Here is a 21367-nt window from a genome sequence, read left to right on the forward strand (position 1 = left end):
GAGACCATGACTGTTGTCATCGTTGATGATATATAAGTAAATTAGATGACACTGAAGGATCACGCCATGACGACCGCCGCACCAATAGAGAACCTGGGAGCACGTATTTTGGCCGCGCTCCCGGCCGCTCCCGCTGATTTCCCACCGGACTATGCGCGGTTTTATGTTATCGGCCAGCTTATATATCCGATTGGCTTTCTTGCTCATATCGGATTTTTTATACTGTTTAATCACCTGGACCTGAAAGTTTTGGCAGCGTTCAACATACTGAGCGTTACTGTATTCGCTTTTGGGATGTGGCAGCATAACAAAGGAAATATGAAAAGGGCTTACCTGACTTTAATTGAAGTTCCGGTTCATGCCGCTTTGGCGACGGTATATCTCGGTTTGTTCGCCGGATACTGGCTGCATATTTTAATCGTAGTTTCTATTACCTTGCTGGTACCGTTTATCAGCAGGCCAATCAGAATTGGCGCAGGAATCGTCCTTTCCCTGTTAATGGCATCGATTGCTGTTTATGCCGTCTTTAATGAGCCGTTGATTCCGGTTTCAAACGAAATTTATGCGTTCTTTCTGACGTCAAATATTCTGGTCATGGCAACGCTTATTATAAGCATCCTGGTCTCCTTCGATATTGCCGTGATCCGCGCGGAAAAAGCGATGCAGATGGAATTTTCGCGGGCAGAGTCACTTCTGCTCAATATCCTTCCCGCGGAAATCGCCACGCGGCTCAAGGCACAGGAAGAACCTCTGGCCGATAGCCATGACAATGTCTCGGTCCTGTTCGCTGACCTCGCTGGTTTTACGGACCTGTCGCGCAAAATGTCTGCTAGCGAACTCGTCAATTTGCTTAATGATCTTTTTTCGCGTTTTGACAAGCTGACAAAGCAGCACGGCGCTGAAAAAATCAAGACCATCGGCGATGCCTATATGGTGGCGACGGGCTTGAGTAGCAGCCTCGCGGATCACGCTGAGAAAATTGCCGATCTGGCATTGGGAATGCAACAAGCCTTTGGTGAGTTTCGCCGTGAAAACAATGTCGATTTGAAACTCAGGATTGGGGTCCATTCTGGCGCAGTCATCGCCGGTGTGATTGGTAAACAGAAATTCTCCTATGACCTCTGGGGCAATACGGTCAATGTTGCGAGCAGAATGGAATCGGAAGGAATTCCCGACCAGATCCAGATTTCAACGGAAACCCGGGAAAAACTGCCAGAGTGCTATAAGACAGCTCCGCGCGGCGAGATTAAAATAAAAGGACATCGCGTGAGAGCAACCTATTTACTTGAAGGCCGCAGATAGTAACTGAGTCCAAGAGCTCCGTGCCTGCCCCCTCGCAGTTTCAAATCAGCGGCCGATGACCATCACCCAAGGGCAGGTTTAGTAACAACCATCCGCTTTTGACGAAGTTGCGACATGAACAACAGCACTGCAAACGCTAATCCGACCAAAAACAGGACCAGTTATTAGCAGCATGATATAGGATTTTTGTTATACCCTTCAAATACCTTAAAAGCATAACATACCTTTGTGATATGCAGCCCTCCACAGGCAATAGGATAGCGGCTGACATAATCGGTGATGGTAACGCCATCGATCTGACATCTAAAGTACGATTGGCATTCATGCCGACTTAGACACTGTTTGTAACCTTGAATGTCCTGAAGGGTTTATGGAACCCCTTCATGAAAATGGCCTCCTGCTCTTCTGCGTGAAGCCAGTCTTTAACCAATGAATGGGTTTCATTGCCGAGGAGTATGCCGCCAGCATCTGCACGGCTTTCCAGACGAGCTGCCAAATTCACTGTACTGCCAATTATCGTATAGTCCATTCGTTCATCGCTGCCAAAATTTCCAACTGTACAATAACCGGTGTTGATACCAACACGGACTTGAAAAGGTTGATCTATTATACCACGACCTTGCCAATCTTGCTGAATATCAGTCAGGCGTTGTTGCATGGCTATGGCCATACGAACACATGCTGATGCGTCTTCTTTCACTCCGTTGCTAATGGGATCTCCAAAATAAATGACCACGGCATCACCAATGAACTTATCAATGGTACCGCCATGATCCAGCGCAATTTTTGACATTTCTGTCAGGTACTCGTTCAGCAATGCTGTTAGTTCCTCGGATTCTAGCTGATCCGTAATTTCAGTAAAATTTACAATGTCTGAAAAGAAGACTGTCAGCTTTTTCCGCTTTGAGGCAATTTCAGCCTGTTGCTCACCACTAAATATGGCCTGATAGAGTTGGGGTGATATGTATTTTCCGAGCCCTTTCGAAATCGTTTCCAACACTCTGGCATGCTCGGTTTCTACGGCTATCCGCTCCAGGTTTAATTGGACGGCTTCTTTCGTGTCCTGCCAGTTTTGCCAAGCCGACTGCCCGAGACCAAACAGCCCGTTGAATGTATAGAAAGCCAGAAGTCCTGGCTCTAAAACGTCATTGACATAGGCGCTTACTATTGTAGCGGTTAGAAAGGGGATAATATAAAGGGCGGACGATAAGGGCATGCTTGGCCGCAGGGCAACTGCACCATAGCACATAAAGAACATCGAGATAAGAACAGCAATATTATGGACCTGGCTCAAATGAGGTATCACAAGAACAATGCTTACCGCCCAGAATAGACCAAGAACCAGCGATAGTTGATAGATGATACGAATGCGGCGATGGCTCACACGGATTGGTCGCGCCCTCTTTCGAAGCTTGAAATAGCTTAGCACCATCGGCAACAACATGAGCCCAATAAGAGAGAAAGGATAAATGGCAAAGCTAGCCAGTATCGCTGGCGGATCCATATAGGTGATGATGGATATGCCTAATAAATTACCGATGATAAGGACCGGCATCCCCCGTTGGGTCTGAACTGATTGAACAATACGGATCTCATCCGAGATGGCGTCTCTATCTGTGATCGAAGTCGATATGCCGGTTACATTCACGGGTTTTATTGCGCTTGTCTGCGTTTTCATAGCGGCCCTCACTTCCCAAGTCCTATATATCAGAGCCTTACACAGCGACCTGCGCATTTTCTCAAAAAGACTACCGATATGATAGAGGAACCTCAAATGAAGACAAGCATTCCACTTTCCTCGATTTAAGCGTCCTACGGTGGCTTCTCCCCGTTTATCAGCTACAGGAATTTCTAAGACCACTGTTGCCCGTCAGTGCTTATGGGTCTGAGTAGCGGAATTGGTTAAATTGCGGATCGTTAATAGTTTCTAGGCAACTTATTAACCTGTACGCTATGTCTGACAAAGTTTAAAAAGGTAGTCACTTGAGATAGGTAAAATGGAAATCCTTGTTTTTCTCGGTTCCGTACGGAACAGTATTCCACCAAGGCCAGCACGTCTTGGCGCACGCGTTTCAGCAGCATGCTGCCGCCTTCTGACCGAACGCGGTCATACTCCTCACCTCATAGATCCGCTGGATTTTGACACAGGCGGAGAGTTCAAGCCGCATTTCTCCTATGCGAAAGGCAAAGCGCCAGGCGACCTCGAAGAGTTGGCTAAATTGATTGATGCTGCTGACGCATTTGTCATGGTTAGCCCGGAATATAATCATTCTATGTCACCCGCGTTAGCACATTTACTTAATCATTTCGGCGCTTCTCTTTTTGCATGGAAGGTCTCAGCTATTTTCACTTATTCCGCCGGCCAGTGGGGCGGTGCTCGCGCGGCGGTTAATATGCGAACCTTCCTCTCCGAAATTGGATGCCTGCCGGTTTCAGCGATGGTACATATCCCCAAGGCTCAAGAGGTTCTCGACGAGAATGGTCTCTGGATTAATGAGGGAGAACGGTGGGATGGCTATGTCGGTCGGGCGATTTCACAGCTTGAATGGTGGGGAGAAGCGGCGCGTCACCAGCGCTCTGGGGGAGATGTCAACAAGACAGAAGCCTTCCAGAAAGACCCATCTCAGAGAAACGCTCCTTAAGTAAGGGCAGATGGAGTTCCCTGATTTCATTCTAGAATGATTTACTTAGGTTAAATCTGTTGAGACTGAANTAACTTGTTTTTGCGCACAAGCCGTTTCGACCGAAATCTAATCGGAAAATTGAGAAAACCGATAACCCAAAAGTTTACTACCTCAGTAGTCGGTGTAGAGAGCGTAGTTCGAATTTAGTAGCGCTCTGTACAGAGCATAGATTGCAGTAAAGCTGTCCATAGAATTATAGCCCACGCGGCCTGAAAATCCGCGTGTCGGTGGTTCGAATCCGCCCCTGGGCACCATTGTTCAGCTTCAAGCTCTTAGCGTGATCTCGGGATGAAACTAAGCTGCCTCTCTTTGACCTCCGGCATTTAATCAACGGTCGCAGCATTGCCGTTTTACAATTACCAAACAGAATTTAACCGATTACTTTGAATAGACAACATCACCGTTGACGATCGTCATGCTGGCCGTCTGATGCGGGAGGTCATCCTCATCTATCGTCAATAAGTCTTCCTCGAAAATCACCATATCAGCGGCTTTCCCTACTTCAAGAGTCCCTTTGAAATCTTCTTCAAAACTCAACCAGGCGCCTTCACGACTAGCACAGGCAAGTGCCTCAAGACGGGATATTTTCTGGTCCTCTCCAAGCGGAGTAGTCCCGCCTTCGGTCATCCGGGATACTACATGCCATATTGGCGCCAGCATCGTTGGAGGGACATTATCGGTAGCGAGCGAGACATGAACACCAGCATCGAGCAAATCTCGCATCGGAACGACGCGGCTTGCTCCTTCTTCACCTAAATCTGCCCTCAGCTGCTCTCCATCCTGCCAAATATATTTGTTGGTATAGGATTGTAGAACCAATCCCAAATCGCTGATCCGCTTGATTTCATCTCGATCATAAATGCCAATATGTTCAATGATCCAACGCTGATCCACGATAGGAGCCCGTTTGTTCACACGCTCATAGAGGTCAAGAAGGTTTGGACTGAATGATCCAACGCGAATTCCGGCTTTTGCGGCTTCCGTCATCATTTCAACCATAATGTCTTCAGGTAAAGCACTATCAAAATTGAAACCCGCCCAGCCTGTATACGGCCCGCATGTGGCACGCAACCGGTTTTCCTCTGAATAATCGGATTCCGTATAAATTCCGGCAACCCGCAGGTTTTCGTCCCCCAGCCCCCGACCGCTTAGCCAGCGCCCCCAATCAACCAATAAGTCTTTTACGTCACTGTCATTGGCATTTGGCCAAGCCGGGCTGAACATCAAGGAAGAACGCACAGGTAACGGGCCTTGTTCATACACGGTCTGATAAGCCGCCAGCACTTCACCAGCCACACCATGCCCCTCGAATACACTTGTTGTTCCAGTGCTATTGTACACTTCCATTGATCGGCGCAACCCGGCGATCCGATCTTCGAGAGTGAAAGCCGGAATGACAGACATAAGTGTTTTTTCAACAAGCGGCTTATAGGTGTATTCATAGAATATGCCGGAAGGTTCGCCGCTGCCTGATTCCTTATCAATTACAATTGAAGGTGCCGGAGGCATCGTTTGAGCCGTAATGCCAGCGGCCTCCAAGGCTCTCGTATTGGCAACCGATACCAACGGTAGCGTGTTTCTCCAATGCCCCCAAATTGGGCGAATGTAGACAGGATTGTTGGGCGATACTCTATCCAGATCGCGGCGGGACGGAAACTTGTTTTCTTTCAGAATCTCAGGAACCCCCTCATAGAATGGCGGCTCGCCTATGGGCATTGTAACGACCCATTCTCCAGGCGCAGTGTCCTGAACCAGTGCCTCAATTTTCTGAAGGATATCATCAATTGACCGGCAACCCGATAATGACGGCAATAGCTCTTTGAGGCCTTCGCGGTCCATATGCGCATGCCCGTCTATCAGTCCGGGTGTGACAAGCCGTCCATTTGCCTCAATGACTTGGGTATCAGGGCCACAACAGTCACGCACATCGACGTCCGATCCGACCTTGGTGATCCGACCATCCTTAACTGCAATTGCCGAAACAATCCGATCGTTCGGGTCAAGTGTCGCGATTTTTCCGCCAACGATCACGAGATCGGCTGTCATTTCCACATTGTTATTAGACATCACATTTCCTTCCAGATTGACGAGACATGTCCCGGCAATCACACACCATGCTTCAGCAAAATCACTGTTTTTTGTATATGAACGATTTCATTGATTTCACGTCCCAACGACACAGACCAGGGCACCTCGCCCACCACAGAGTATTCAGAACATTGTTCTGGATATATGCAGCATCGGATCTTTGTCGGAAAATTTTGAGTTACGAATACTTTCGGCCAAACGATTCAGCTCTTCCCGGACAAGATCGGGATGTATATCGCAGGTGATCACAACAATACGGTTTTTCCGATTGCCATGATCGTCTTCTACATATGTTATTGGACTCACGATATCACGAACCACCTGCAGCACGGCCATATCACTGTTATCCTGCAAATTGAGCAGTCCCTTTAGCCGCAATGTGTAGGGCGCAAACGCAGTCAGAAAATCGTCAATCCATTCTTGCACAACGGAAAGAGAGAGGCACCCGTCAAACTCAATACCGGTTGATTCAAAAGTAATTTCATGTGTGTGCGCGGTATCACCAATGTGCGGCAAGGAATGGTCCAGAAGATGTGTTCCATCCGGATTTACAAGCCTTGGGATCAATGCGGCTGGCACTTCATCATTTACAAATAAATGACAATTAGCAAACTGGTTCAAAGTCCTGATCCGCTCTGATAGCTCTTGGAGGTTTGCTTTCCCTTCGGGCATATCCGTTTTTGAAATGACAATATGATCCGCACTGGCAATCTGCAGCTTTCCCTCAATCGAACTATCAATGTTCTTGAGACCAAATACAGAATCAACAACTGTCACCACGCATGAACAATGAACATGGTCCTTCAATCCAGGGATTGTCGAGAATGTCTCAAATACCGGAATTGGATTTGCCACGCCAGACGTTTCGATAATGATCCGTTCAGGAGAATAGCTATCGGTAATTTGCTTAATCTTACCAGCTAAGTTACCGCGATACTCACAGCATATACATCCGCCTTCCAATATCAGGATATCATCATCATCGATGGCAACAAGATCTTGATCAATCCCCACATCCCCGAACTCATTTATCAAAATTGCGGTATTTTGGAGCTCTGGACTGCGCAGGACTGAGTTTAAGAATGTGGTCTTGCCGCTACCTAAATAGCCGGTAAGAATTGTACATTGTATTTTCATATTCACTCCAAAATTTAGCCTAGGCTTTAGCTTTTATTCCGCAATTTATTTGGTAAATCCAAAATTGACTCGAGGTATATGTCGACGAACTCATACTCTTCTGATTGTCCGGATTGATAAAGCCAGGCTGTTTTCATGCCGATGTTCTTTGCACCCAACATGTCATTAGTCAGGTCATCGCCTACAAACAGTATATTGCAGGGTTTCACACCAAGCCGATTAACCACAGTGTTAAAGGACTGTTTGAACGGTTTGACTACGCCGATATCCGCAGAAATGACCATGGTATCGAAATAACGACGATCGACAAATTGCTTGAGCGTTTGCCGTACAACCATCGAACTTGGATAATTGGACAGCAGGCCAAGTTTGAAATACGGCTTCAACGCACACACAACATCCAGAGCCCCTTCCACCAAAGTACAGTGTTCGGTAATTGTCTTTGATAGTTTTTGGGCCAAGCGCCCGAGCTGGCCGCCATCAATCCTAGTTTGAATATCCATCATTTCGATTGTCAGGCCTAGTCGCGTCTCGAAGTCAAATTCAAGCCCTGTTTGAGCTGATTTACGGACCAGAGAAAGTGCTGCGTTGCGATAGCACTCCTGAAACACGTCCCAATCCCAAGTTGACGTTCCCATTAGCGCGCTAGAAATAAATTCCTTTTCAAAGAACTCCCTGACACTGGCGAAATGAGCCTGCGGATCCGTTGTGATTCCTGGCACTCGAACGAGTGTGTCGCCCCAATCAAAAACTATAGCCTCAATATTTGTAATTGCGCCGCGTTTCATCATCTCGCTTTTTTGATCAGACACTGAGCTATTGATTTAGATACTCAGGAAGCCAGGTCGCCAGCTCTGGATAGAAGGCAATCATACCCAATACAAACATCTGGATTAAAACGAACGGAATTATGCCGATATAGATATCCTTGAGCGTGACTCCCTCTGGAACTACAGACTGCAAATAAAAGAGTGAAAATCCAAATGGCGGCGTTAAAAAGGATGTTTGCAAGTTCATTGCCAGTAGGATTGCGAACCAAACGGGGTCCACACCCAAAATGAAAAGTGGAGGAGCAACCAAAGGAATCACTATTACAGTGATTTCAATGAAATCTATAATAAAGCCTAACAGGAATACTATGAACATCACAGAAATGAGCGCTGTCGTTGCCCCTCCGGGCATTCCTGACAGAAACTGATGGACCTCTTCTTCGCCGCCAAGTCCTCTGAAGACAATCGCGAATACTGTGGCGGCCAACAGGATCATGAAGATCATCCCCGAAAGGCGTAACGTACCGAGGGCGGTTTCTTGAATAATCTCACGGGAAAGGCGCCCATAGATTAACGCCAGGATTCCTGCCCCCAATGCACCGACAGCCGCGGCTTCGGTTGGAGTTGCGATACCCAACAGGATTGAACCGATTACCGCAATCATTAAAAGAAATGGCGGCACCATACTTTTGATCGCCTTCACCAGAATTGTTGCTCTGGACGCGTCTGGATCGGTCGATTTTATCGGGGGTGCTTGGTTCTTGAACAAAAATCCATAAAGCAACTGATATAGCAAATAAAGAAATACCAGCACTAATCCAGGAACAAGAGCCCCTGCGAAAAGATCTAATACTGACACAGAGTCAGGTGCCATATTACCGAGTGAAGATTGAGCAATACGGTTAGCATTGGTGATCTGGTCTGCCAATAGAACCAGTAATATGGATGGCGGGATAATTTGTCCTAAAGTCCCCGCCGCACAAATCGACCCCGTCGCAAACCTTTTCGAGTAACCGTTCTTAATCATTATTGGTAGCGACATCAAACCCATTGCTACAACTGAAGCACCAACAACACCTGTCGATGCAGCTAGCAAGGCTCCGACTATGGTAACGCCAATCGCTAACCCGCCGCCAATCGAACCAAATAATTGACCGACACCTTCCAGCAATTCCTCAGCAAGTCGCGATTTCTCCAGCAGGATTCCCATAAAGATAAACAAAGGGATTGCGACCAGCACTTCGTTTGTCATCAACCCAAAAAGGCGATCGGGAATATAGCTAAGATAGAATGACGGAAAATCACCTGAAATTATACCAATGCCGCTCATAAACAAAGCGGAGCCCATCAAAGCAAAAGGAACCGGAATGCCAATAAATAGAAGAAGGCAAAGCGTAGGAACAAGTAACAGTAAAAGCATCAAAGCCAAGCCTTCCTAAATATGCTCTTCATTCGTGTGGGGGGCTTCCTCTGACGTCGCATTCCCAAAGGCTACGTAAATGGAGGCAAAAACCATCAGATATGAAAATATCCAGATAAATGTCTTAAGAATAAAAATGGCATCTAAACCGCCGTAACTGGATGATGCCTCTAGTATTTTCCATGAATTTATAACGTAATTGTAAGCCGCATAATGTAGATAGATAAAAAATGGAGCAACTATTACAATATAGGTAATTGAATTTATGTATTTTTTTACCTTATTACTGAAATTTGAATAGAATATATTAATTCGTACGTGACCATCTTTTATGGAGATATACGCTCCACCAACCATGAATACTGCCACATGAAAATAAACAACCAAGTCCTGTATCCAGGCGTAGGAAAGACTTAATCCGTACCTTAGGAAAACATTCGTAACACCCAACAGGACAATTGCGACTGTCAACCAGCGGACTTTCAACGCGGTCCAGTTTACGATCTGGCCAGATATTTGGGGTAGTTGCTTACCGAGCATTTAGAGGAGCTTTCAAATTTCTAAGCAGGAGAAATGCGCCGTGAAACCCAGAATGATTCCACGGCGCTTTCAGTTAGCACTAGGCTTTCTCAGCCACTGCGGAACGCCATTTTAACAAGCCCAATGTTTGGTTATCACCAAACTGAATGCGAGCCTGACGGTACCCATCCCAACTTTTATAGATACGCCTTGCAAGATCACTGGAATCACCGATTTCCAACATCAATTCGTTGGATGTTTTGAAAATGGCTTCCATGACCTCATCCGGAAAAGGTTTGACCTGAACATCGTACTCTTCCACAATTTTCTTGAGCGCCATTGGCTGATGATAGGTGAAGAGCGCTGAATGTTGCGCATATTCGGATCGACAAGCATGCTGCACCACAGTCTTCAAGTCGTCTTCGAGATCATTCCATTCATCAAGGTTAATCAACAGTTCTTCTGTGGACCCCGGCTCATGGAAACCCGGACCATAGAAGTATTTAGCAACCTTTGGGAAACCGAATGCCAAATCGACCCAGCCGCCAATAAACTCAGCCGCGTCGATCGTACCTGCCTGAAGCGCACCAACTACTTCGCCAAGTGGCAGCATTGTTGGAGAAGCACCCAAGCGACCTAAAACCTCACCAGCCAATCCCGGTATACGGATTTTAAGACCCTGCAAATCATCCAGAGAATTAATTTCTTTGTTAAACCAGCCAGCTTGCTGGCTACCGAATGCACCTGTCATGAGACCTTTAAGGTTATACTGCGCATAGACCTCATCCCAGAGCTCTTGCCCGCCGCCGTGATACAGCCACGCAGCCTGCTCTTCAGCTGTCAACCCTCCGGGCGCAGCGCTAAAGAAGCTAGCGAGTTTATCTTTGCCCGTCCAAAAATAAGGCATGGAATTTCCGAGTTGAGCTTTATTCTCGCGCACAGCGTCGAAGGTTTCCATGGCCGGGACTAGTTCTCCAGCCCCAAAGGCTTTCACCTTAATTCTGCCCCCGGATAGTTCCTCAATGTTCTTTGCAACATTGGCACCGCTTTGCTGAAGACCCGGCGATCCCTTTGGAAAGGTGGATACCATCACCCATTCCCGAACGCCGCTTGCAATTGCGGGTGCCGGAAAACTGGATGCAACCGCTGTCGCCGCAAACGCACCTGCAACAGCCTTAATACTGCCTCGACGGTTAAACTTGTCTTCCATATCGCTCTTCTCCATTCCTGAAATTTCCTGATTTATGGCATTGTGAGGAACGTAATTCCTCTGCCCGTCTTATCTCTGCCGCCCTAACATATTCAAAAACGTTATTATGATATATCACATGTTGTCAATTGGAAATTTGGTGATTTAAATTTAAAATATATTAAAAATCCCATTGTTGCCTTATCACTAATAGATTATGTATGAACCGGGAATAGAGTGCCTGCAGCCGATCGATCTGGTGTCAGACAAGAAAAATAAATACTACGTATAGTTTACACGCCTGACATGCATTCGAAGTGGCGGCGCGACAAGAATAAAGGGAATATCAAGATGGCAGTTGATCGCTTAATGTTTTCAAACTCATCAAATTTGGGCCTTGTTCAGAAAGCCTACGAGGAACTTGAAGAACTAATAGTAACTCTGGACATTGCCCCAGGCTCAATTCTTTCAGAACAGGCGTTGTCGAAAGAACTTGAAATTGGACGTACACCAATCCGCGAAGCATTAATAAAGCTATCTCACGAAGGCCTTGTCTCAATTATCCCGCGCAAGGGTGTGATCATCACTGACATTGACGTAAATCAGCATTTTAGAATGCTCGAATTTCGCCGGGAAGTTGAGAGACTCGTTGTTCGCCTTGCGTGTGAAAGAGCAACGCCAGAAGAGAGGGAGGAGCTTTTGTCACTTGCAAACGCACTTGACGAGGCAGGGGAATCGGCGGACCCGAATTCCTTTATCAAGCTGGATCAGCAAATGGATAAACTGATCTATAGTGCCGCACGCAACGAATTTGCGAAAAAAAGCCTTCAGTCGATGAGTGGCTTGACCCGGCGTTTCTGGTTTCGATACCACAAGAGTTTTGTTGACGTTCAAGCCACCGCCAAAATGCATTCTAATATCGCCAAGGCAGTTGCAAATTCAGATGCCGAGTCAGCGACTAAAGCACTGGATGATCTTTTGGATTATATTGGTGAAATGACCCACGAGAGCGTCGCATCGGGCGGCCGGTATTAAGATGCCGGCCCCCTCGGCGCATTTGGTGTAACGAGCTAGCTCTCTAAACTTAAGTATATGGATTTCGTGTGCGTGAATGCCTCTATGCCATGCATAGCCAGTTCACGCCCTATTCCGGATTGTTTGTAACCTCCAAACGGCATATATACACCGTTCTCGCTCATGCTAGGCTGCCCATTGACACTCACCGACCCGCATTCCAGAGATTTAGCGACCCGTATCGCCCGCGAAGCATTCGTCGTCCAAACGGACGAATTCAATCCATAACTGCTGTCATTCGCAATTTCTATAGCCTGAGCCTCATCCGAAAAGGGAACTAAGACCGCAATCGGCCCGAAAACCTCTTCACGAAAAAGCTCATCCCCACGACCAACGGAGGTAAATATTGCAGGAACCATATAGTTACCCTGCGCTAAACCCTCAGGCTTCTCTCCCCCGAACACATGCCGCGCACCACTTGCTTTAGCACGGTCAAAGAACCCCTGTACGCGCACCATATGCTCAGGACTAATTAGCGGACCTATTTCAGTTCCGGCAACCCGGGGGCTTCCGATTTTTATACTCTTTGTAGCGTTCACAAAAGCGTCTTCGAACTCATCAAAGATACTTTCTTGCACTAGAATTCGTGTGCGCGCTGAACAAGACTGCCCTGTATTTCCAAATGAAGCTCTTGCCGTTACATGCGCAACAGCACCAATCTCTGTATCAGCAAAGATTATGGACGGGCTCTTCCCACCTAGCTCAAGTGTCAGATGCGGCAATCGATCAGCGGTGTTTCGCGTAATGGCAGATCCAACTGCAGTGGATCCAGTAAACGAAATCTTTGAAACTTTCTTGTTAGACGTTAATGCCTCTCCGACAGCTTGCCCACCCAAGACCACGTTAATGACACCATCGGGAACATCAATATCCTTAATAATATCTACCAAATATAACGCCGAACAAACTGTAAGAGGGGAAGGTTTCAGAACGGTAGTGCAACCTGCAGCGATAGCCGGTGCAAGCTTCCATGCAATGGCCAGGAATGGAAAGTTCCATGGTACGATTAGAGCCGCCACCCCAACAGGGTCATGCAGCGTCATTGACAAGAGATTACCCGATAGAGGTAAGGTTTCTCCATAAAACTTGTCAATCGCTCCGGCATAATAACGATAGACATTTGCCGCCCCGATAACTTCTTTGCGGGCAGCAAGCAACGGTTTCCCCGTATCAATTGACTCTATTAATGCGATACGATCTGCATCGGATTCAATGCGGTTTGCAATTGCATTAAGAACTCTGCTGCGTTTAGAGATATGCGCTGATCGCCATTCCTCCGCCTTGAAAGCTCTTGTCGCGGCATCCACCGCAGCATCGACAATCTCCGCAGATGCCTCATAATACTCACCTACAACATTGTTCGTCGAAGGGTCAAAGACCCTGACAGAGTCAAGACTGCCCGATGCAACACTTTCCCCATCTACAAAGGACTTGTTCCCGATTTCTGTGCCGTCTTCGAATTTAATCATCATAAGCTCTCTTGAGTTTATACGTAGCCAGTTTATAGCCACAGCATCTGCTTTGATTAGACTTGGAGTAGACTAGATAGAATGCGTCACGGCGGGCCGATGACCCGCCAGGGTGACGGAAATTTGTTTCTGCTCACAATGCTGAGTGAGCTTCATCAACCAGTTTTTTTGCGGCCTCTGCCGGATCATTGGCAGCCGTAATAGATCTGCCAATAATTGCATAGCGACGTTTAACTGCCTCAACCAGCTTGAAAGACTCGGTGATACCGCCCCCAAGTGGGCCGATCCCGGTTACAAACATACGTCCATCTTCAACGTTACCTGCAACCCATTCGGCCCTTTTTCGATTGGCCTCCTTTTCATTTGCCGGAAGAATAAAGCTCGTTGCCCCGGCTGCTGCCGCGTCACTCATAATCCGATCGAGGGCATCGTCAGCGACATAACCACCGCCAGACACAAGGTAATCTGAATGTGGGATTTGCCCCCCAACCAAAGGCAACAGATTATTGTCTATCGCGCCTTTAACAAACATTGATGTTGCGGTTGGCCCCGCCATTGGGAATAGGATCAAACCATCGATATCGGACTTTGCGCACATAGCGCCAAATTTTGGCCCCATATCCGCCATATCCGGGCCCGCCTTTTGATGATCGTAAACCAGGAATTGATCGGTCTCCGCTCGAATTCGGCGAACAGCTTCCACTATGCCGAGATGGAGAACGGAGGTTAGCCCGACTTTGTATCCGATCACCCCTTCAACTTTATCAACTTTTCGAACAAGGTCTAATGTCTCCTCGAAATCCTCAATGTCCAGTGCGACAATTATTCCCCAATCATGCTCTGAAAGACGCTTATCCATTTTCATTGACCTTTAATAAGTTTCACCAAATTTCCAAAAAATCACTCTGCCCGTCAGTCAAAAAGACTGGATACTGAACGGGAATCCCCAATTCTTACAATCGCCTCACCAAGCAAATTGGCCATTGTGATCACTTTGATCTTTTCGCAATCACTGTGGGCACTGGCATTAATACTGTCCGTAGCAAATAGGCTTGATAACTTCGATGCCTCAATTCTTTCCAACGCCGGACCAGAAAAGACACCATGCGTTACGTAACCAATCACACTTTTCGCACCCTTCTCCAGCAACGCATCTGCTGCCTTGCACAGCGTTCCTGCTGTGTCGGCCATATCATCGATTAGAATGCAATGGCGATCGCCGCAGTCACCAATGATATTCATAACCTCTGAAACATTCGCTCGCTCACGGCGTTTATCAATGATTGCAATATCAGCGCCCAGCTTCTTGGCAAAAGCCCGAGCCCTGACCACACCGCCAACATCTGGAGAAACCACTAATGGTATTTCAGTTTTTAGTCTTGCTTTGGCGTGGCGAACGAATTCCGGCATTGCATAGAGATTATCAACCGGAACATCGAAGAAGCCCTGTATTTGGTTTGCATGCAGATCCAACGTCAATAACCGATTGATTCCCGCCTCTGCCAGTATTTTCGCCACCAGTCTTGCCGTAATTGGAGAACGCGGGCTTGTTTTTCGATCTTGCCTCGCATAGCCAAAGTAGGGAACAACCGCTGTTATTGATTTAGCCGATCCGCGCCTGAGCGCATCAACCGTTATCAATAACTCCATGAGGTTTTCATTCGCAGGTGCGGAGGTAGACTGTATTACAAATACTTCCTGACCCCTGACATTTTCGCCTATCTCGACGAAAATTTCTTGATCCGAAAAGCGGGAAACCTGTGTTTGTCCCAAATTCGTTCCAATATAAGAGCAGATACTCTTTGCCAGATCAGTACTGGCGGTGCCCGAGAAAATTTTCATAATCGTCTTTCACTTTTCGATTTTTCAGGGTGCAAGTTGGCAATGGTTTAAGAACCTCAACTTGCCCTAAAGGATATTCAATCCGACACGTCGGCTAAGCTCTGGCCCAAAAGATCAAGCGCATCGGCAACAGCGGACAACCGGACATCATTTCGATCACCGGAAAACTGAGATCGTATAACCTTCGTTTCCCCACCTTCCTTGGCGACCGCGATATAACATGTGCCGACCGGATCTTTCGCATTCCCGCCCCCCGGCCCTGCGTACCCTGTTACAGATACGCATATACCCGCACCGGAATTTGCTAATCCGCCTTCGGCCAAAGCCTTTGTGACTTCGGCGCTAACCGCACCAAATTTTGCCGGTATTTGCTCATCAACCCCCAAACCGGTTGCCTTGGCAGAGTCGTGATACAGAATGAATCCCCGTTCGAAAGTTTTCGATGCACCGGAAACGGATGTAATGCATGCCGCAACCAACCCCGACGTAACTGTCTCAACGGTTGTAATGCGAACTCCCTTGGCAACAGCCCCATCAAGTGCTTTTGCCGCAAGAGTTTTATGTTTCTCAGAGAACATGGTGCCTCCATTCAATTGGATTTGTGAGAGCCTTCCAATTGCTCTGCTTCTTTGGTTAGGATAGGCGAAACAGGCAAATCGGAATTATGCAGTCGTCTTTTCAAGGGGTTGGTGATTTCCTAATGCGGTATCCGCGTTGCACCACCTTGAAAAGACAATTTGCATCAAAGTGATTAAACCGCAGCGCCCCCCAGACGTTGAATAGTACGGATTGCGCTGGGCTTCATGTCCTGGATGTCCAGGCTTGCATCCAACGCAGAGACGCTATGTGTAATATCTCCCACCGAGATGATGTCCACGCCGGTTTCAGCAATGGGGACAATCGTTGATTCATTAATACCGCCCGATGCTTCCGTAATGGCACGGCCATTTACAATCTTCAGGGCCTCTTTCATTTCACCCAGATCCATATTGTCAAACATGATAACCTCGACGCCGCATTTAAGCGCCTCCTCAACCATTTCCATGGTCTCGCATTCAATCTCAAACTTGAAGGTATGCTGTGCACGGCTTCGAATTGCGCTGATTGCTTCTGCAACGCCTCCGGCACTCTTAATGTGGTTATCTTTAATGAGGACACAGTTACTCAGATTAAAGATGTGATTATACGCGCCACCAGTCCTCACCGCATACTTCTGGATCATCCGCAGACCCGGCCACCCCTTCCGTGTATCAGTGACGCGAACATTGGTATGGCTGACCAGATCTACATATCGGCGCGTTTTCGTTGCGATACCTGAAAGCTGCTGGACCCAATCAAGAGCGGCCCGCTCAATAGCAAAGAAAGTTGAGGTTTTCGCTGTGATCTTGAGCAACACATCTCCCGGCGACACAACATCTCCGTCCTTCGCCATATACTCGATTTCAGCGTCAGGCTCGATCAAGCGGATTGTTTCCTCCGCCAACAGAAGACCGCATACGATACCGTTTCCTTTTACATAGATTTGCCCACTTTGAATCGGATCATCGTTGGTAACAAGAAACCCACCAGTTGTATCGCCAGCAGACAACTCTTCCCTCAACCCGGCTTCAACAAGCGGCCGTACCATGAAGCTATTAATTTGCATGTTAATTTCCCCTATCAAAAAAGTAATAAATTGAGATCAGTTGCCGAGAGTGTTTGTGTAGGCCACACCATCTTTCATCACGAGCTTTAGGCGTGCCCGATCCTGTAAAACCTTAATGTCGCTAAGTGGGTCACCATCTACCACCAGCACATCCGCCAAGCGACCCGGCTCAAGCGCACCCACATCATCTCTTTCAATGCATTCCGCAGCCTTGGTGGTCGATGCCACCAATACTTCCATGGGAGACATACCAAGCATATCGACCATGGCTTCAAGCTCGACGAGATTTTCCCCGACTAATAGTCGATGCGATTGGTCCGTACCCATTGCAATTTTTACACCGCGCCGAACGGCTTCTTTCCAAATCGGAACCTGCTCCGTCTGCAGGCGCTCATTGATTTGCGCTTCTTTTTTCTCTTCCTCACCCATCTGCTGAGCGGCCCACTGCGTATCGACCTCTCTTTTTTTCAAGGCTGACGGGACCAGTGCGAGCGTAGGTACCCACCAGGTTCCTTTTTTGATCATCGTGTCAATTGACTCTTCGTCAATGAACCAGCCATGTTCGAGTGAGTGAGCATTAGCCGCTAATGCTGAGCGAATTCCATCAAGGCCCTCAGCATGGACCGCAACGCGCTTACGCTTTGCCGCCGCTTCCGCCACGGCAACCGACAGCTCTTCAACAGTGTATTGTGGCTCATCCCAACTGTCGGAAACGGAAGTAATTCCACCGGTTGCACAAATTTTTATGAAATCGGCTCCGGCCGCCAAGATTTGGCGCACAAGCTTACGAACGCCATCTGTTCCATCCGCTATTGGGCTTGGTAGCCACCGCCGTTTCGGAACTTGCATACCAGCCGGGACCCAATAATCGCCGTGCCCACCTGTTTGCGACATCATGACTATAGAAATGAGCAAACGCGGGCCGATAACGAACCCGTCATTAATGGCTTCCCGAAAACCCGCATCGGCCCCGCCCATATCCCGGGCAGTGGTGACGCCACAGGCCAACGTCTCTTCGAGAATATGGGTTGAGCGCAAAACATTGTAAGTCGGAGTATTCAGGAGATGCTGCCGCATATCCCGCGACCTGTATGTCCCATGAACATGACAATCGACTATCCCCGGCAGGACAGTATGCCCGCCCGCATCAATCACCTCCGCTCCTGTTGGGACCGTAATAGATTTTTCGGAACCCACATTTACGATCCGGTTGCCCTCGAGCAACACAACCCCGTTCTTAACTGGATCGCCCCCAAAGCCATCAATGACCGTACCACCCACTATCGCTTTCAATTTGTCCTCCACCTGACAATGATATACACCATCCTGAATAATGATATATATTGCTGTATGTTTGTGATATATTACATACGAAAATGAATTATGCAACTGTTTCAGCGGAAATATCTATATTGGGAATTCTGCAAAGAAATTTTTCAGCAACAGACAATGGGTCGGACGTCTTGCTCGCCCTGTCACACAGCGTCGAAAAGGAAAATGGTGCATGAGTGCCTCGAAGCAGGCCGATGCTCCTAAAACAAGGTTTGTTTTTAATTATTTAACGGAGAAGATGACTAATGAGAGTAAGTGATGAAGTTCAGAATGCGCTAGAAAGAAACACCCCAGTCGTCGCGATAGAATCTGCGATAATTCGATCCACCGGCGACAAAGATATCCGACTAGCGAAGTATAATACCGCCATGGATATACTTGGGAAACTGGGCGTAACCCCGGCAGTTTGTGCCATCATAAAAGGTGAACTCGTAATCGGAGCCGGAATTGAAGAATGCGAACAATTGGCATTCGAGTTAGATCCGTTGAAGACAGGCCGTCGTGATATTCCCTATATGTGCTCCGAGCAAAAATCCGGTTTAACCACCGTATCCGCAACTATGTTTATGGCCAGAAGAGCAGGTATCCGCACTGTAGTTACCGGCGCAATTGGTGGCGTGCATCGTGAAGTGCATTCATCACTTGATATTTCTTCTGATCTTGAGGCATTGACCGAGGACGATGTTGTTGTTGCTTGCTCTGGCGCAAAAGCAATATTGGATTTACCCAAGACATTGGAGTACCTGGAAACGAAGAATGTCCCTGTCATTGGCTGCGGTACCAATGAGTTCACAGGTTACTACACCCGCTCGAACCTGCCACTCGAATGTCGTATGGATGAGCCGATGCAGATCGCAAAAATGCTGAATAAAAAGTGGGACCTTGAATTGAGTGGCGGGGCTGTCGTTGTCGCTGATTTGTCGGCCGAAGCAAAAGCAGTAGATCATGGCGCTATAAATGAGTTGGTCAATAGCGCAATTGATGCCGCAGAAAAACAAGGTGTTGTGGGTAAGGCCGTGACTCCATTTCTGCAGAAATACCTAGCGGAAAGAAGCGACGGGGAGTTAGAACGCTTAGCTGAATTCGCTTTTGCGGAATCGCTGAAACTATCAGGAAGGTTGGCTGTTGCACTGGCATCTTCAGCTGTGGATGACGTCTGATATATAGGGAAAATCTGATAAGAAATACTCACAGTTTATCATCTTCCGCTTGATCTGCTGCATTCCTATCAGCGCCAAGCCTATCTGCAGTAATAGACGGCGCGAACGGTTCTACTCAAGCAGACACCTTCGGCTATATCATTAATATTACTGACGTTATAGGAAGAATCTGAAGGCAATAGACAATACAAGCAATAAACAATTATGCATAATCTGCATAGAAACGTGACTTATAAATGCATTGGACAGCATAGCAAGCGTTTGCTTTTATTGTCGATACGGCAATTTCGCCGTTGCTTCGACTGTTATAGGAAGCAGGTAAGAAAGGAATTTTATATGAGCACCTTAAAAAAGTCACTTGTGGCAGTCGGAATTGCCTTCACAGTACTTGCCGTCTCCGCTCCTGCAAGAGCTGAATATCCCGAGAAGCCAGTAACCATAACAGTTGGCTTCGGTGCCGGCGGTGGCGTAGACTCAATTACCCGCGCTGCATCTGAGGCGCTTGCGGCCAGTCTTGGGCAACCGATCGTAGTCAAGAACAAGCCAGGAGCCGGCGGAGCTCTCGCCGCTACCGCCTTGAAGGCAATGCCCAATGATGGCTATTCGTTAGCGGCAACTATTTCTACAACCATTTCATTTGATCCGCATTCCAGCAAACTATCCTATGATATTGATGACTTTGAATATGTAGCTGCATTCGGCGTATTCCCCGAAGCTTTAGTGGCTCTTCCCAGCAAAAACTGGAAAACTTTCGCAGATGTTGTGAAATATGCGAAGGAAAGTCCTGATGGCGTAACCTACGCTTCGACAACCTCTCTGGACAAAGTCGTGTTGGCAAATATTGCCAAAAGCGAGGGTATAGTTATTAAACCCGTGCCAACAAAAGGCGGTGCGGAAGCAGTCGCGCAGACTCTCGGGGGGCATGTTGATTTTGCCTATAGTTCAGGCGCATATTATTCTCAGGCTAAAGCCGGCAACCTCCATGTGCTCGCAGGTCTCGGAAAACAGCCTATTCCCGGATTCGAAGATACTCCAACCCTAGAACAACTTGGCTATGATATATCCAGCGTAAATATGGTCTTGTATCTTGCCCCGGCTAACCTTCCCAAGGAAGTAAAAGCAAAGCTGGTTGATGCATTCAAGGCAGCTTCTAAAGCTCCGGAAGTTCTTAAATTATTGGCGACGCGGAATATGGGTAGCTTCGTTTTGACAGGCGATGACATCGATAAACAAATCAGAGAGCAAAGCGCTCAATATGCAGACGCCCTCAAGTAAGTTAAGTGAGAGATAAGTTGAAACCCGAAGAAAGCCTGCAGCCTACGTTGCAGGCTTTTTTTGAACTCTTGATTGTTGGCGGCTTAAGCTTAGTCACACTATTTTGGATTATTCCTTCGCAAACCGAACCGAGTGATAACTTTGGATTATCTCCGTCAATGGTCCCTACAGTGTGTGTGGTTAGTATCGCGATGCTGGCCATATTGCAGTTTTTTTCATCATTTCTCCGAACAGAAAAAACTGACAAACGACAACAAGGCCTTGGAATTCCGTCTGCAATAGTGGCGTCTACTATCGTCGGCACAATATTGATCGACACAGTTGGGCTTGTCACTGGTGGCGCGGTAGTTGCAGTACTCATTTCTATCGTTATCGGAGAACGACGAATACCTAATCTCGTAACGATAATGGTCTCTGCCGTCTTTCTGCTTTTATTCGTTGAATGGTCAGGTCTCTAAAAC

General features: G+C 47.4%; 19 protein-coding genes. 6 read left to right on the top strand and 13 right to left on the bottom strand.

Features of this window, described 5'->3' with window-relative positions; translation table 11 throughout:
• The first annotated feature begins 45 nt into the window (after positions 1–45).
• Positions 46–1302, top strand: a complete 1257-nt coding sequence (locus tag GQE98_RS12785; protein WP_161316009.1) for an adenylate/guanylate cyclase domain-containing protein — start codon at positions 46–48, stop codon at positions 1300–1302.
• 331 nt (positions 1303–1633) lie between these two features.
• On the opposite strand, the gene GQE98_RS12790 is transcribed toward GQE98_RS12785, so the two are convergent.
• Positions 1634–2980, bottom strand: a complete 1347-nt coding sequence (locus tag GQE98_RS12790) for an adenylate/guanylate cyclase domain-containing protein (RefSeq protein WP_202526264.1) — start codon at positions 2978–2980, stop codon at positions 1634–1636.
• 319 nt (positions 2981–3299) lie between these two features.
• On the opposite strand from GQE98_RS12790, the gene GQE98_RS12795 reads away from it, so the two are divergent.
• Positions 3300–3944, top strand: coding sequence for an NADPH-dependent FMN reductase (locus tag GQE98_RS12795; RefSeq protein ID WP_161316010.1), 645 nt, complete (start codon positions 3300–3302; stop codon positions 3942–3944).
• 420 nt (positions 3945–4364) lie between these two features.
• Here the strand turns inward: GQE98_RS12795 and GQE98_RS12800 are convergent, their stop codons facing one another.
• The 6 genes from GQE98_RS12800 to GQE98_RS12825 all read right to left on the bottom strand — a co-directional run bounded on the left by GQE98_RS12800 (position 4365) and on the right by GQE98_RS12825 (position 11145).
• Positions 4365–6053: an amidohydrolase gene (locus GQE98_RS12800; RefSeq protein WP_161316011.1), complete on the bottom strand. Its 1689-nt coding sequence runs from the start codon at positions 6051–6053 to the stop codon at positions 4365–4367.
• Positions 6054–6197: 144 nt separating this feature from the next.
• Positions 6198–7211, bottom strand: coding sequence for a CobW family GTP-binding protein (locus GQE98_RS12805; RefSeq protein ID WP_161316012.1), 1014 nt, complete (start codon positions 7209–7211; stop codon positions 6198–6200).
• Positions 7212–7237: 26 nt separating this feature from the next.
• On the bottom strand, positions 7238–8002 hold the full coding sequence (locus GQE98_RS12810) for an HAD family hydrolase (RefSeq protein WP_202526265.1): 765 nt from the start codon (positions 8000–8002) through the stop codon (positions 7238–7240).
• 25 nt (positions 8003–8027) lie between these two features.
• Positions 8028–9401, bottom strand: coding sequence for a TRAP transporter large permease (locus GQE98_RS12815; RefSeq protein ID WP_161316301.1), 1374 nt, complete (start codon positions 9399–9401; stop codon positions 8028–8030).
• 15 nt (positions 9402–9416) lie between these two features.
• Positions 9417–9941: a TRAP transporter small permease subunit gene (locus GQE98_RS18580; protein WP_161316014.1), complete on the bottom strand. Its 525-nt coding sequence runs from the start codon at positions 9939–9941 to the stop codon at positions 9417–9419.
• A gap of 79 nt (positions 9942–10020) precedes the next feature.
• Positions 10021–11145 (bottom strand): TRAP transporter substrate-binding protein, encoded by a 1125-nt coding sequence (locus GQE98_RS12825; protein WP_161316015.1) that lies wholly within the window; start codon positions 11143–11145, stop codon positions 10021–10023.
• Positions 11146–11460: 315 nt separating this feature from the next.
• Between GQE98_RS12825 and GQE98_RS12830 the strand changes: the two genes are divergently transcribed.
• Entirely contained in the window at positions 11461–12144 is a 684-nt protein-coding gene (locus GQE98_RS12830) for a GntR family transcriptional regulator (protein ID WP_161316016.1), read from the top strand.
• A gap of 35 nt (positions 12145–12179) precedes the next feature.
• Here the strand turns inward: GQE98_RS12830 and GQE98_RS12835 are convergent, their stop codons facing one another.
• The 6 genes from GQE98_RS12835 to GQE98_RS12860 form a co-directional block, all read right to left on the bottom strand.
• Positions 12180–13655, bottom strand: a complete 1476-nt coding sequence (locus GQE98_RS12835; protein ID WP_161316017.1) for an aldehyde dehydrogenase family protein — start codon at positions 13653–13655, stop codon at positions 12180–12182.
• A gap of 130 nt (positions 13656–13785) precedes the next feature.
• Entirely contained in the window at positions 13786–14511 is a 726-nt protein-coding gene (locus tag GQE98_RS12840) for an orotidine 5'-phosphate decarboxylase / HUMPS family protein (RefSeq protein WP_161316018.1), read from the bottom strand.
• 53 nt (positions 14512–14564) lie between these two features.
• Positions 14565–15494 (bottom strand): ribose-phosphate pyrophosphokinase, encoded by a 930-nt coding sequence (locus GQE98_RS12845; protein ID WP_161316019.1) that lies wholly within the window; start codon positions 15492–15494, stop codon positions 14565–14567.
• A 77-nt stretch (positions 15495–15571) separates the two neighbouring features.
• Positions 15572–16072, bottom strand: coding sequence for a CinA family protein (locus GQE98_RS12850; protein ID WP_161316020.1), 501 nt, complete (start codon positions 16070–16072; stop codon positions 15572–15574).
• A 173-nt stretch (positions 16073–16245) separates the two neighbouring features.
• On the bottom strand, positions 16246–17139 hold the full coding sequence (nadC, locus tag GQE98_RS12855; RefSeq protein WP_161316021.1) for a carboxylating nicotinate-nucleotide diphosphorylase: 894 nt from the start codon (positions 17137–17139) through the stop codon (positions 16246–16248).
• 36 nt (positions 17140–17175) lie between these two features.
• Positions 17176–18432 (bottom strand): amidohydrolase family protein, encoded by a 1257-nt coding sequence (locus GQE98_RS12860; RefSeq protein ID WP_161316022.1) that lies wholly within the window; start codon positions 18430–18432, stop codon positions 17176–17178.
• A gap of 284 nt (positions 18433–18716) precedes the next feature.
• Here GQE98_RS12860 and GQE98_RS12865 point away from each other — a divergent pair, with 284 nt between their 5' ends.
• The 3 genes from GQE98_RS12865 (at position 18717) to GQE98_RS12875 (ending at position 21364) form a co-directional block, all read left to right on the top strand.
• Positions 18717–19631 carry a pseudouridine-5'-phosphate glycosidase gene (locus GQE98_RS12865; RefSeq protein WP_161316023.1) on the top strand — a complete coding sequence of 305 codons (915 nt, stop codon included), beginning with the start codon at positions 18717–18719 and terminating at the stop codon, positions 19629–19631.
• Positions 19632–19967: 336 nt separating this feature from the next.
• A complete protein-coding gene (locus GQE98_RS12870) occupies positions 19968–20906 on the top strand; it encodes a Bug family tripartite tricarboxylate transporter substrate binding protein (RefSeq protein WP_161316024.1) in 939 nt (312 codons plus the stop codon).
• A 17-nt stretch (positions 20907–20923) separates the two neighbouring features.
• Positions 20924–21364: a tripartite tricarboxylate transporter TctB family protein gene (locus GQE98_RS12875; protein ID WP_161316025.1), complete on the top strand. Its 441-nt coding sequence runs from the start codon at positions 20924–20926 to the stop codon at positions 21362–21364.
• Positions 21365–21367: the final 3 nt, after the last annotated feature.

Origin of the sequence: Sneathiella litorea (assembly GCF_009882915.1) — a bacterium.
Lineage (GTDB): Bacteria > Pseudomonadota > Alphaproteobacteria > Sneathiellales > Sneathiellaceae > Sneathiella > Sneathiella litorea.

What these genes read in the sequence shown, in the direction of transcription:
- GQE98_RS12785 (WP_161316009.1), top strand. Translation starts at nt 46, where the DNA reads ATGACACTGAAGGATCACGCCATGACGACCGCCGCACCAATAGAGAAC.
- GQE98_RS12790 (WP_202526264.1), bottom strand. Translation starts at nt 2,980, where the DNA reads ATGAAAACGCAGACAAGCGCAATAAAACCCGTGAATGTAACCGGCATA.
- GQE98_RS12795 (WP_161316010.1), top strand. Translation starts at nt 3,300, where the DNA reads ATGGAAATCCTTGTTTTTCTCGGTTCCGTACGGAACAGTATTCCACCA.
- GQE98_RS12800 (WP_161316011.1), bottom strand. Translation starts at nt 6,053, where the DNA reads ATGTCTAATAACAATGTGGAAATGACAGCCGATCTCGTGATCGTTGGC.
- GQE98_RS12805 (WP_161316012.1), bottom strand. Translation starts at nt 7,211, where the DNA reads ATGAAAATACAATGTACAATTCTTACCGGCTATTTAGGTAGCGGCAAG.
- GQE98_RS12810 (WP_202526265.1), bottom strand. Translation starts at nt 8,002, where the DNA reads ATGATGAAACGCGGCGCAATTACAAATATTGAGGCTATAGTTTTTGAT.
- GQE98_RS12815 (WP_161316301.1), bottom strand. Translation starts at nt 9,401, where the DNA reads ATGCTTTTACTGTTACTTGTTCCTACGCTTTGCCTTCTTCTATTTATT.
- GQE98_RS18580 (WP_161316014.1), bottom strand. Translation starts at nt 9,941, where the DNA reads ATGCTCGGTAAGCAACTACCCCAAATATCTGGCCAGATCGTAAACTGG.
- GQE98_RS12825 (WP_161316015.1), bottom strand. Translation starts at nt 11,145, where the DNA reads ATGGAGAAGAGCGATATGGAAGACAAGTTTAACCGTCGAGGCAGTATT.
- GQE98_RS12830 (WP_161316016.1), top strand. Translation starts at nt 11,461, where the DNA reads ATGGCAGTTGATCGCTTAATGTTTTCAAACTCATCAAATTTGGGCCTT.
- GQE98_RS12835 (WP_161316017.1), bottom strand. Translation starts at nt 13,655, where the DNA reads ATGATGATTAAATTCGAAGACGGCACAGAAATCGGGAACAAGTCCTTT.
- GQE98_RS12840 (WP_161316018.1), bottom strand. Translation starts at nt 14,511, where the DNA reads ATGGATAAGCGTCTTTCAGAGCATGATTGGGGAATAATTGTCGCACTG.
- GQE98_RS12845 (WP_161316019.1), bottom strand. Translation starts at nt 15,494, where the DNA reads ATGAAAATTTTCTCGGGCACCGCCAGTACTGATCTGGCAAAGAGTATC.
- GQE98_RS12850 (WP_161316020.1), bottom strand. Translation starts at nt 16,072, where the DNA reads ATGTTCTCTGAGAAACATAAAACTCTTGCGGCAAAAGCACTTGATGGG.
- nadC (WP_161316021.1), bottom strand. Translation starts at nt 17,139, where the DNA reads ATGCAAATTAATAGCTTCATGGTACGGCCGCTTGTTGAAGCCGGGTTG.
- GQE98_RS12865 (WP_161316023.1), top strand. Translation starts at nt 18,717, where the DNA reads ATGAGAGTAAGTGATGAAGTTCAGAATGCGCTAGAAAGAAACACCCCA.
- GQE98_RS12870 (WP_161316024.1), top strand. Translation starts at nt 19,968, where the DNA reads ATGAGCACCTTAAAAAAGTCACTTGTGGCAGTCGGAATTGCCTTCACA.